This window comes from Rhodohalobacter sp. (genome assembly GCF_041686455.1).
Lineage (GTDB): Bacteria > Bacteroidota > Rhodothermia > Balneolales > Balneolaceae > Rhodohalobacter.
This window is the reverse complement of sequence record NZ_JAWLDW010000083.1, coordinates 1-12,258: the sequence shown is the minus strand read 5'-3', so window position 1 is coordinate 12,258 and position 12,258 is coordinate 1. Positions and strand designations below refer to the sequence as shown.

Genomic DNA, 12,258 nt, shown 5'->3' with positions numbered 1-12,258 from the left:
GTGAACGACTTTTTAATCTAACAAACCTCCCCAAACAAACAAGTCCGTTTGCAATTTTTGACACACATTCAGACCTGTCTACCATCGAAAAGAGGTCTGGATATTGTCCAATGGATAATTTAACGGGCGGTATACTCTAATAATGATAAAAACTTCATTTCATTTTATTCGTGAAATAAAAAATTTGAAATTGCTTAAAATTTTCTGAAACAAGACCAATTTTGTACATTAAAATATGGAAACAGTAAAAGTAGATATATTAAATCCTAAAGCCAGAAAACTGCTTAAAGACTTGGCTGATTTAGACCTGATCGCTATTCGTAAATCAACAAAGAGTGAATTTTCTGAAGTTTTGAAAAAAATCCGATCCAAATCTGAAACTGTACCAAGTCCTGAAGAGATCGCCACCGAAGTAGAAATTGTCCGCTCCAGACGTACAAGCAAATAAGAATGCGTCTCATTCTCGATACCAATCTATGGATCAGCTTTCTGATAAGCAGTAAATATGAGAAACTCGACGAATTACTTTTTACTCAGAAAAGTAAACTTCTATTCAGCCAGGAACTTCTCGAGGAATTTGTAGCTGTTGCTAAACGCCCAAAACTCAGAAAATATATTTCAAGGGATGAATTGGAAGATCTCCTGGAAACGATTGATGAAGTTGCTGAATTTGTGAATGTGACTTCTGAGATATCAGAATGCCGGGATCCAAAAGATAACTTTTTACTTTCGCTGGCAGTTGATGCCAAAGCTGACTACTTGTTGACAGGAGACAAAGATTTGTTGGTGTTGAAAAAAATTGGGAATACGGAAATCAGAACCATTTCCGAATTCTTAAATATGGTTGACTCCTGAAATTTTCTCTGAATCCGGTATCATTTCATCTCGATTAACGGTTTTTGGCTTGTGCTGTCGGGCGATCAGTTTTAGACTTAACTTGTAAACCTGAGCCGGTCTGCACGAAGCAATTGTTATGATTACTTTATTAGTATTCATTCCCAAGAAACCTGAAGTTTTCTAAGTGCTGGCTGCTCACTAGTCTCAATAACATATAAATACTCCTTTTTATCTATCCATACCAAATCATTCTTTGGGGGAAAAGCCAATCTCGAAATAACGTATCTCAATTCTCATATCCCAAATCTCACGACTCATATCTCAAATCTAAACCCTACTCCACAGCATCCACATCCACATTGATTCGCACCGCGCCGGCCCCTTTCGGCTTGATGGCATCATACTTTGCAAATATGGTATTCAGCAGCTTCTCAATGGCACGCCCGTTATATTTTCGATCCAGTTTGATGTTCGCTTCCCATTGATACTTTCCACTCATCCACTCAATAACCGAAGGCGATGGTCCCATCACAGGATTTTCGCCAACCACCATCCGCATCGCATCACAAAATTTGTCCGCCACTGTCTGAACCTTGCTCCATGACTGGCTCTTAAACTGAAACACGATCATCCTTGAATAGGGCGGAAACATCAGCATTTCGCGCTGGTGAAGCTCATATCGAGCAAAGGTTTTAAAATCGTGGGTTCGGGCACACTTAATGGCCGGATGATCCGGTTTCCAGGTCTGAACATAAACTACCCCCGGCTTCTCCGCTCGCCCGGCACGACCCGCTACCTGGCTCAGCAGCTGATACATTCGCTCCCCGGCACGGAAGGATGGAAACGCCAGCTCCGTGTCGGCATTGACCACACCTACAACCGTCACATTTGGAAAATCAAGGCCTTTGGCCACAATCTGTGTCCCGATTAAAATATCGGCGTTACCCGATAAAAACTGGTCATAAATCTTCTGATGTCCATGCTTGCCGGAGGTGGTATCCATATCCATTCGCAGCAACCGGGCATCCGGATAAAGCTCCTGAACCTGCTCCTCCACCTGCTGGGTTCCGCTTCCTTTTGTCTTCAAATTAGTTGAACCGCACAATTCACAGCGACTGTCTGCACGACGGGAGTAACCGCTGTAGTGATCGAGCAGAATGTTCTTTCTTTTATGATAGGTCAGGCTCGTCGAACTCTCCGGACTTTCGGGAATGTGTCCGCAATCTTCACACTGCATAAATGAAGCAAATCCCCTCCGGTTGTAGAGAAATATGACCTGTTCATTTCGGTCAAGTGCTTTTTTTGTCTCTTCATAAAGCTCCACCGTCAGCGGTCCGCGCATGGCCGATTTGTACTCCTTCATATCCAGAATACTCACTTCGGGCATGGTCCCGGTCGGACGGATGGGAAGGTGCAGCAACGTGTGTTTCTTCTCCTTGACGGCTTGAACCGAAACCATTCCCGGCGTGGCCGATCCCAGAATAGTCACCGCTCCCTCCATGTGAGCACGCATAATGGCCACATCCCGAGCGTGATATCGCGGTGCAGGATCAAACTGTTTGTAGGAGTTGTCGTGCTCTTCGTCCACCACAATGAGGCCCAGATTTTCGACGGGTGCAAAAACCGCCGAGCGCGGGCCAATCGCAATTCGTTTTTCTCCCGACTTTAAACTCTGCCACGCTTCATACTTCTCCCGCTCGTTCAGACGGCTGTGGAGTACAGCAATCTGATCTCCAAAAATCTGGTAAAAACGTTTGACGGTTTGAGGAGTGAGCGCAATTTCCGGCACCAGTACAAGCCCGCCTCTACCCTGATCCAAGGTGTGTTTCAGCACATGAATATAAACTTCTGTTTTTCCCGAGCCGGTGACTCCGAAGAGCAGAAAACTTTTAAAAGTCTCTGCGTCGAGCGCATCACGAATCTGTTCAAACGCATCCTCCTGCTGATCCAACAGCTTGTTCAGTTCATCCGGCTCAAACACTCCCTTGTAGATCTCCTCACCCTTTACCGGCAGATCTACCGATTCAATCCATCCCTCCTTTTCAATGCGATTCAGTGAGTAATTCGTAAACAGCTCGTCCATCTCCTGCAGCTCACTGTTTGGCGTTGGCAAGTCGAGTGTGGTCAGTTTCTGAAACGCTTGCACCCATTTGGTCTCCCGCTCATTTTCCGTCAGCCCCTCCAGAACAGAATCTGGATCAGCCCCCTCTTTAATCTGCCAATGTTTAATCTTCTTGAAATCCACTTTTTGTCGCGGCTCTTCCCAGATCGTTATCCATCCGTGCTGAAGCGCCTTTTTAAAAAACGTTTTCCCTTTGCTGTCCCGCCACCGCTTTTCGGCCTCTTTCAGGTTGATGGATTTCTCTTCAATCTCCTCTAATATCGCGCGCTCTTCCTCCGTGATTGCACCCTTGAACCCTTTTTTAACATTAAGTTTTTTCTCCGATGAAAAGTTGAGCCCAACCGGAAGAGCGGCCTGAATTGCTTCTCCCCAGCTGCAGTAGTAGAACCGATGAATCCACTCGGTGAGGTTAAGCACGGTTTCATTCATGATCGGTTCCGAATCCAGAATCCGCTCGATCGGACGAGTATCAAAATCCGGATTAATATCGTGCACCCGAACCACCATGCCGATGGCAAATTCATTGCGCAGTGGCACCCAAACCCTCATGCCGGGTTTGATAGAATCATCCCGTGTTTCGTAGGTAAAAACCTGCCGTACGGCTGTGGGAAAAGCTATGTCTGCAAACTGTTTTTTCATTCGATTCACAAACTATTGATTTCAGCTGTAAAGATTGATAGAAATTTTTTGCCATCCCCATCAGACCGCTCCCCGCGGTCAGATGGGTAATTGGATATCGTACGTTTACATCACCTCTCAAATGAACCAAACATCAACTTTTGCTGCACATCATATCCAGCCCGGATTGAGCGGCAGATTTGTACAAAAACCGATCAACATAACCATCATCGGCGCGCAGGAGGTGCGCTACCCAATCCTCCAAACCAATGAGTACTTGACCGTACTGCTCCATCTGGAGCAAAGTAAGCTCTCAACTTCTGTGTGCTTACAAATATTATGCATCTACCGATGCATGGGTGATTCTTCCAAATAACCGACCAGTCAATCAAATCTGCAGTTAATGTATCATACAAATAATCCCCATCAGACCGCTCCCCGCGGTCAGATGGGTAGCGAACGCTAAATGCAGTCAGACTACTGCATAATAACCGGCCCTTGAAAAATCAGAATCAGAATTATTCTTTTTGCAGTCGATAGCTTCGGCCCAGATTACGAAGTACGCTGCGGTTCCCACTCAAAAATTCACGAATTGTCTGTGTCGGTATGCTATGAGTCAGTCCGTAGTTCAGTGTTGAAATCTCACTAGCCATAATATCTCCGCCATATTGCTGGTAAGGCAAATCAAAATCGATCTGATCAGTTTCGGGAACAAGAAAATAGTCGCGATTGACAACGCCTGCATTAGCCATTCCAACCCAGTCAAAAGACCTGAAATTATCTTTTGATGCAATAATGATCCCTCCGCTAATACCCCGATTAAATAGCGCATCTGTTAAAAATCCACCGCTTTCGTTCCGGTTGTCAAGAGTTACAATTCCTCGCGTAACGGTTTGATATCCCCGTGGATATCCCATCACATACACCACGCTGCTGGATTTAAGATTTTCAGAATATCCCATTTCCATATCAATGGGTATCAAATCATCTGCCACCTCATCAAAATTATTTAAATCGACACTGATAAGGGCCAGGTCATTTACCCGGTCCTCCTCCACTAAAGAGTATAGCGCCACCGTGTTTTCAGTAAGTGCCATATTAACCTGATTCTGTTTTACAGCAACTGTTCGGACATAAGTGTTTGGTTCAATATTCTCTCCAGACCAGTAACTATAGACCCGATCCGGAAACTCAACGGTGTGGGCGCATGTAAGCATGTACGCTCGGTTGCTTGTTTTACCAACAATAATTGCGGTTCCTGCAGTACTTTCTTCAATAGCTGTTTGATTGATTGATATCTCGGATGGATTAAGAGTATCGGCTTCTTCAGAAGTAATTTGCATTTGATCATCAACCAGATATACTCTATATCTCGCTGTCGATGTAATTCGAACAAGAGATTGCTGAACCTCCTCAATCTGACCGGAAATATCTGTAATCGGATATCCGGATGTATAGTAAGGATCCGTATCAGGAATGTCGTCAATCGAAACTTGATACGTTTGAGTACATCCGGTAATTACGAAAAGCCCTCCAATAATAACTCCAACCCAATATTCTCGTATCAACAGATCCTCCTGTTTATAAGATTGATAAAAATCTCAGGTATGTTTCCATATATAATATACGATAATGAAAAACATACCTGAGGCCAAGCAATAAATGTAATAATGCGTAGTACTTTTAATGACCAAGCACCTATAAGTATTTTACGCCAGAACCATGATTTTGTTATCGTATCAAAACAAATTCAATGCTTCTTTTTAATATTATTGGCCAGTAAACCATTGATAGCCATTCATTCATTTCTGCTCTACAACTTATATTCAATTCATATTTCTTTATTATCCTGTTACGAATTAAAAGAAAAATAAAGTTCCATGAGATCATTCTATCTTCTGATATTTGTAGTTATTGGCTTGATCATTTCTTCCTGTACAACTTCCCAACAAACTACTCAGCTCTCACCTGAACTTCCGGTTGAAGGGGCATCGGCTCACTGGGTATCTGCAGACCTGCTGATCTGGGATCCCGGTGTGGATGCTGAATCCTACGAACTGAGGTATATTCCTGATGCAGATATTTCCGTACAGCGTTTCGGTTCTCCATCAGGAAAGTCCTTAAAACTTTCAGAAAATGGCTTTTTAACCGCATATCAGGCCGATAAATTCCGTCATATCTCAGACAGACCTGTTTTTTCAGTAAATGGGGAGCGTAGTCAATATCAAGAAGCTCTTAGAGGACAGATTCTTGCCGTAGCGTACGACCTAAACGGCATTCCTGTTAAAGCTACTCGTGTTCAAACTCACGGACTAATTGATGATCTCTACACTTACGATGGTCAACTCGGCCCGATCTACACAGACGATGGAATCACCCTTAAAATCTGGGCTCCAACTGCTCAAAACGTGACTCTCTCTATTTTTGATGATTCGAAAAATGAGATCGACACCGTTGATCCGGAAGAATACCAATCGCAGAATGGAGTTTGGGTATTTGAAGGTTCAGACGAGTGGGACAGAAATTTCTACCGCATTAATGTCACCGTTTTTCATCCTGAGAACAATCAGATCAATACATTTGAGGTAACGGACCCCTATTCGGTCAGCCTCTCAACGGATAGCCGCTACAGCCAGTTTGTGAATCTGAACGATGATGACATCAAACCAACCGGGTGGGATCAGCTAAAAAAGGAGCTTCCACAGGCAACGGATATTACCTTGTACGAAGCACATATGCGTGATTTCAGCATTATTGACAAATCGATCCCTGAGGAGCACCACGGTACGTACATGGCATTTACTCACAATGGAGAAAAAGGTTCAAATCTGTCAGACGCGATGGCTCATCTGAAACGGCTGAGCGAATCAGGATTGACGCACCTGCACCTTCTGCCAATCAACGATATCGCCTCCATCAAAGAGGACAAAAATGAACGTGTGGATCTGATTGATCCTTTCAACCGGATTTGTGAAATCATCGGTACGAATGACCAACTGGCTGAGGATTGCGAAAATTATGGCACCACTCCCATCCGCGAAGTTTTCGAGAGTTTATCGGCGGACGATCCGACAACTCTAGAAATTCAGCGAATCTATCGAAGCCCCGAGCACAGTAATAAATTAGCCGATTACGACGGTTTCAACTGGGGATACGATCCTTTTCATTTCAACACGCCGGAAGGAAGTTTTGCCACGAATCCGGAGGGAGTACAGCGCATTTTGGAAACCCGGGAAATGGTACAGGCACTTGATGAAATTGGTCTGAACATCGTTGTGGATGTAGTTTACAATCACACACACGCTACCGGTTCGTCCCGCTTTTCCGTTCTCGATAAGGTGGTTCCCGACTACTACCACCGACTGGATCCAAATTCCGGTGACGTGGAAACATCCACTTGTTGCTCCAATACAGCAGCAGAGTTTAATATGATGGAGAATCTCATCATTGATTCTGTTTTGCTTTGGGCCAAAGAGTACAAAATCGACTCCTTTAGGTTTGACCTGATGGGACATCACCCGCGTTATGTAATGGAGCGACTAACCGAAGAGCTTGCAAAACTCACACTCGAAGAGGATGGAGTGGATGGCGAAAATATCTATATCTATGGTGAAGGCTGGAATTTCGGTGAAGTTGCCGACAACCGCATTTTTGACCAAGCCACTCAGTTTATGATGGGCGGAACCGGTATCGGAAATTTCAACGACCGCAGCCGTGATGGAATCCGCGGAGGAAATTACACCAACAACCGACGTGATCAGGGTTTTACCAACGGGCGATATCTCTTCCCAAATGAAGATGCCGGAGATCTAGATGAAGAACTTGCTGCTCTTCTGGATCAGGGAGATCGTATCCGTGTTGGCATGACCGGTAACCTTGCCGACTATCCGTACATCAACAGAAACGGAGAAAGTGTGACCGGCGGAAATGAGATGATCGGCTATGCTGAACTGCCACAGGAATCAGTCAACTACATCGACAAACACGACAACGAAACGCTTTGGGATAATACACAGTCCAAATTGCCACACGAACTGGAAATGGACGAACGTATCCGGGTTCACCTGCTCAGTCAAGCTATGATAAACTTTGGCCAGGGAGTTCCATTCCATCAGATGGGAACTGATATCCTGCGCTCCAAGTCGATGGACCGAAACAGCTACGACTCCGGAGACTGGTATAACGCCGTTGATTTTACCCTCGAGACCAGTAACTGGGGTATTGGTCTGCCACCCGGCTGGGATAACTCCGACCTTTGGGATGGACAGCGGGAGTTTCTCTCCAATCCCAATATCAATATTCAAAAAGAGCACATGGAGCTCTCTCATCAGCTTTTCCGTGAGCAGCTGGAGATCCGGTACAGCTCTCCACTATTTCGATTACCTACCGGTGACCAGATTAATCAACGGGTTGCCTTTCACAATACGGGGCCCGATCAAATTCCCGGCATCATTGCGATGAGATATTCTGATGGAGTGTGCGCAGGAAATGATCTCGATCCAAATCTGGACGGAGTACTTATCATCTTCAATAGCAGCTTGGATGAGCAATCGATTGAGCTAAACCTCTCCGGTATGACTCTCCATCCAAGCCAGGTTAACGGGTCTGATGAGATCGTAAAAGAGAGCCGCATTGAAAACGGAATGGTCACGGTACCGGGACTAACCGCTGCCGTTTTTATAAAAGAACAAAATGGCGAGCAGGGAGAGTTTGTGTGTAATCCAATAGAATAGTTGATATTCAGTCCAGATCTGTCAGGTTTCCAAAACCTGACAGGTCTTTTGGTTGAGTTGTCTCTTCTGCCACCAAGACAAAAAGTCTCGAAGATTCACAAAAACACCTCTGCGAAAATCGGCGCTACCATCTGCGAAACTCTGCGAGAAACACAGGCACAGGACGCTGTCAGAACCCGACGGCTCTCGGGATGCTGATAGGTCTTTTCTTACATCCTACAATTTTACATTATTTCCAATATCAATCAGGAGGCTCCGATGGAGCCGTTTACCTATTAGTAGTATACATTCTATAAACAGAAAACTCCTAACGGAGTTGGTTTATATTCGTGTCGAACCTTCAAATCACACCAAATAGCTGAACGAGGTTTTCATTCTTCGGAAAACCCACTCATGGGTTTAACACACGAGCGCGGGATTTATCCCCGCGAAAATCGGCGCTACCATCTGCGAAACTCTGCGAGAAATATAATACCATGTAGGCTATACCAGACGCTTACAGGTCCTATGGACGCTGTCAGGTCTTTTTTGTTAATATTATCCGTCTGACCGGAAAAGCAACGGTCTGACGGAGTGTGTTTTAGAACGATTCAATCTTCAATCAGGTTTTTAATATTGAATTCAATATCAATCAAAAACAAGGAGAAAAAATGGGAGCAAAGAAGATTTTAATGATCGTTGGCGATTATGGTGAAGACCTGGAAATTATGGTGCCGTTTCAGGCTCTGCAGATGGTTGGACATACTGTTCACGCCGTTTGCCCGAATAAAAAGAAAGGGGATACCTGTCCTACTGCCGTTCACGACTTTGTGGGAGATCAAACCTATAAAGAGTTAACCGGACACAATTTTACCCTGAACTACTCTTTTGATGATGTAAAAGTTGAAAAGTATGATGCGTTGGTTCTTCCCGGTGGTCGTGGTCCGGAATACCTGCGCCTGGATAACAATGTGATAGAGATGGTTCGTCATTTTGTAGAAGAGGATAAGCCGATCGCTGCGATCTGCCACGGACTGCAAATACTGGCAGCCGTTGGTGGAATTGAAGGGAAAACATTGACCGCTTATCCCGCATGCGGTCCTGAAATGAAACTGGCCGGAGCTGATTATAAAGATGTAGAGCCAACGGAAGTTGTCCGGGACGGTAACCTGGTAACTACCCCCGCATGGCCAGGACATCAAAAATGGCTTGCAGAATTCCTGGATGTACTTGGAACAAAAATTTCACACAATTAATATTCTACATCCTCGTGGCACGTATCCAAGCCGTGCCACGAGTTATTTTAATAACAAATTTATGTTGGCACATCCCTCCTGCCACAAAGTCTCCAAGACTCGAAGTTTCACAAAGATATCTCCGCGGAAATCTGCGGATCCATCTGCGTAACTCTGCGAGAAACAAAAATCCTGACGCTGACAGATCCTGTAGGTGCTGTCAGGTCAACTTTTTCTCTTAAATCCGACTGACCAATACTCGAACAGTCTGACAAAGACTCATTAATTACTTCTCCTCTCTCTTCGGCATCTCTCGCTGCAGTACTTTACCTCATCCCAATTCTTCTCCCACTTTTTCCGCCAGCTAAACGGCCGTTTACAAACCGGACAGATTTTTTCGGGAAAATGAGGTTTTTTGTGGGTCATGTCGGGTAGCAATTACTGACTCGTGTTGTCGTTAAAATACGCGCTGATTGCATATTGCTGTTGAACCGGTTCGCCATTTAAAATTGCAGGTTCCCATCTCTCCATGTCTTCTATGATTTTTTCATACATAGATGTAATGGCTTCATGCGGGCTCATCAATGTTTCGACCTGTCCCGCAACTCCCTCAGTGTTAACCACATAAGTCATCACCAGCCGGCCGTTATATCCTTCAATCCTGGCCTCTTCAGGAATTATTTTATTCATTTGAATATGAGATTGAAGTGCCTCATTACCACCGGGATATTTTGCCCACTCATCCGGTTGAGGAAACTCTTCAGAGACCAGTTGATTAGGCATGGGTACTTCGGCATAACTTGCAGATGAACTGCTTACCTGATTACCGGTCGTTGAACAGCTTAACCCCATAATTACAAAGAATGAAAAAAGGATCGTGAAAAAATATTTACGCATAGTGCCCTCTATAATTAAAAGATCACAAAGCGTAAATAAATCATAGTTTTCGGTCAACCCTAATTATTTCAAAAACCCTTTTCTTACCAGTAATTCGGCATTAAGCACTGCACCACCGGCAGCCCCGCGAACCGTATTATGCGCCATGGCAATATAGCTTACATCCATCACTTGAGCCTTACGAATTCGTCCAATTGCGGTCTGCATTCCACCTTCACTGTCTGCATGCAAACGAGGCTGAGGATATCTCGGATCATCAAATACTTTTAGTGGGAATTTTGGAGTTGATGGCAGGTCCAGATCATGAATTGGACTTCCCCAGCTCTTCATCACATTGATAATCTCATCTTGATCTGCTTTCCTTTTTAAACTCACCGTTACTGAAAGTAGATGTCCGTTTATGACCGGAACTCGGGTGGCGGTTGCCTGAACGGGAAAATCTGCATATCGAACGGCACCGTCTTTCAATTTACCTAAAAGCTTTAGCGGCTCCTGGCGAATTTTGGACTCCTCACCGCCAATAAACGGGATTACATTTCCCATTATATCGAGGCTTGGGACCCCGGGATAGCCGGCTCCTGATATCGCCTGCATAGACGTTACAACCACCGACTCAATTCCAAAAGCATCGTATAGCGGTTTCAGGGAAGTGGTTAATGGAACAGCCACACAATTGGGATTGGTTACAATCCAGCCGGAACCATCTTTTGTAAATCGCTGCTCATGAATCAGATCAATGTGATCCGGATTAATCTCCGGTATCAAAAGCGGAACCGTAGGATCTGTTCTGTAATTTTTTGCATTACTGATTACAGGAATTCCCGCTTTGGCAAAATCCCCTTCAATTTCTGTAGCCACGGACGAGTCAAGCCCGGAAAAAACAAAGTCCACATCTTTGAACAGATCTGATTTGCTTTCCAGAACCTCCAGCTGTTTCACACTTTCCGGCATCGGGGTACTTTCGATCCAGTTTGAAGCTTCTGCATAGGGTTTACCGGCAGACCGTTTAGAAGCACCTAATGCTGTAATTTGAAACCAGGGGTGATTCTCGAGAAATCTAATGAATTTTTGGCCTACAGCTCCTGTAGCGCCTAGTAACCCGACTCTGAATGACGTCATAAAATGATTTTCCTTTTTTTAAACTAAACCTAAAGTGTAGCTATTGGTTATTTGTAGTAAACAATGAACTTAATGTTGCAACAAATTTTTTGAACACCTCTGAAAATAAGAAATCCTATATACAATCGATTCATGAAAGGCGAGATTTTTCATATCTTTGATGCTTGTAAATATTTTCGAATTGAAATGCGATTTCAAACCGACTAACCACACATTTTATATGCCTGAAAAGAATTTAGATTCACTGGACAAAATTGTTTCCCTGTCGAAAGCAAGAGGGTTTATTTTTCAATCATCAGACATTTACGGAGGTCTTGCAGCAGTTTACGATTACGGCCCCCTCGGTGTTGAACTGAAACGAAATATTCAGGCTAACTGGTGGAAATCTATGACGCAGCACCATGACAACATTGTAGGTGTGGATGCAGCTATCTTTATGCATCCAAAAGTTTGGGAAGCAAGCGGCCACGTGGAAGGATTTAACGACCCGATGATTGACGACAAGCAGTCAAAGAAAAGATACCGTGCCGACATGCTGATAGAGCAGCATATCCAAAAACTACGTGATAAAGGAAAAGATGATGAGGCTGACCATTTACAGGAACAGCTCGATACAACAGGTACCCGTAAAGGTTTATGTGAAGATCTCTACGATATTATTATGCAGGAAGAGATCAAAGCGCCAGAATCTGGAGCATTCGACTGGACGGAAGTGCGC

10 protein-coding genes and 1 pseudogene are annotated in these 12,258 nt (G+C 44.4%); 6 read left to right on the top strand and 5 right to left on the bottom strand.

The annotated features are described in order from the left end of the window. Positions 1–235: 235 nt before the first annotated feature. Together ACESM0_RS09820 and ACESM0_RS09815 are read left to right on the top strand one after the other, a co-directional pair. Complete coding sequence (locus ACESM0_RS09820) at positions 236–448, top strand: hypothetical protein (protein WP_372906008.1); 213 nt, start codon at positions 236–238, stop codon at positions 446–448. 2 nt (positions 449–450) lie between these two features. Continuing rightward, positions 451–855 (top strand): putative toxin-antitoxin system toxin component, PIN family, encoded by a 405-nt coding sequence (locus ACESM0_RS09815; protein ID WP_372906006.1) that lies wholly within the window; start codon positions 451–453, stop codon positions 853–855. Positions 856–1,171: 316 nt separating this feature from the next. Here the strand turns inward: ACESM0_RS09815 and priA are convergent, their stop codons facing one another. Then, the gene (gene priA / locus ACESM0_RS09810) at positions 1,172–3,598 is read right to left on the bottom strand and encodes a primosomal protein N' (RefSeq protein WP_372906004.1); all 2,427 of its coding nucleotides are present in this window, start codon (positions 3,596–3,598) and stop codon (positions 1,172–1,174) included. A gap of 82 nt (positions 3,599–3,680) precedes the next feature. Here priA and ACESM0_RS09805 point away from each other — a divergent pair, with 82 nt between their 5' ends. Next, positions 3,681–3,953 (top strand): hypothetical protein, encoded by a 273-nt coding sequence (locus ACESM0_RS09805; RefSeq protein ID WP_372906002.1) that lies wholly within the window; start codon positions 3,681–3,683, stop codon positions 3,951–3,953. Positions 3,954–4,095: 142 nt separating this feature from the next. Here ACESM0_RS09805 and ACESM0_RS09800 read toward each other — a convergent pair whose 3' ends face one another. Continuing rightward, positions 4,096–5,145, bottom strand: a complete 1,050-nt coding sequence (locus tag ACESM0_RS09800; RefSeq protein WP_372906000.1) for a trypsin-like peptidase domain-containing protein — start codon at positions 5,143–5,145, stop codon at positions 4,096–4,098. A gap of 312 nt (positions 5,146–5,457) precedes the next feature. On the opposite strand from ACESM0_RS09800, the gene pulA reads away from it, so the two are divergent. Then, complete coding sequence (gene pulA, locus ACESM0_RS09795) at positions 5,458–8,310, top strand: pullulanase-type alpha-1,6-glucosidase (protein WP_372905999.1); 2,853 nt, start codon at positions 5,458–5,460, stop codon at positions 8,308–8,310. Between the two features lie 650 nt (positions 8,311–8,960). Further along, positions 8,961–9,545, top strand: coding sequence for a DJ-1/PfpI family protein (locus tag ACESM0_RS09790; protein ID WP_372905997.1), 585 nt, complete (start codon positions 8,961–8,963; stop codon positions 9,543–9,545). Between the two features lie 261 nt (positions 9,546–9,806). On the opposite strand, the gene ACESM0_RS09785 is transcribed toward ACESM0_RS09790, so the two are convergent. The 3 genes from ACESM0_RS09785 to asd all read right to left on the bottom strand — a co-directional run bounded on the left by ACESM0_RS09785 (position 9,807) and on the right by asd (position 11,540). Then, entirely contained in the window at positions 9,807–9,950 is a 144-nt protein-coding gene (locus ACESM0_RS09785; protein WP_372905995.1) for a DUF2256 domain-containing protein, read from the bottom strand. 12 nt (positions 9,951–9,962) lie between these two features. After that, a complete protein-coding gene (locus ACESM0_RS09780) occupies positions 9,963–10,421 on the bottom strand; it encodes an energy transducer TonB (protein WP_372905993.1) in 459 nt (152 codons plus the stop codon). A 63-nt stretch (positions 10,422–10,484) separates the two neighbouring features. Continuing rightward, positions 10,485–11,540 (bottom strand): aspartate-semialdehyde dehydrogenase, encoded by a 1,056-nt coding sequence (asd, locus tag ACESM0_RS09775; protein WP_372905991.1) that lies wholly within the window; start codon positions 11,538–11,540, stop codon positions 10,485–10,487. Positions 11,541–11,760: 220 nt separating this feature from the next. On the opposite strand from asd, the pseudogene ACESM0_RS09770 reads away from it, so the two are divergent. Beyond that, positions 11,761–12,258 (top strand): annotated as a pseudogene (locus ACESM0_RS09770) (glycine--tRNA ligase); the annotation flags it as partial.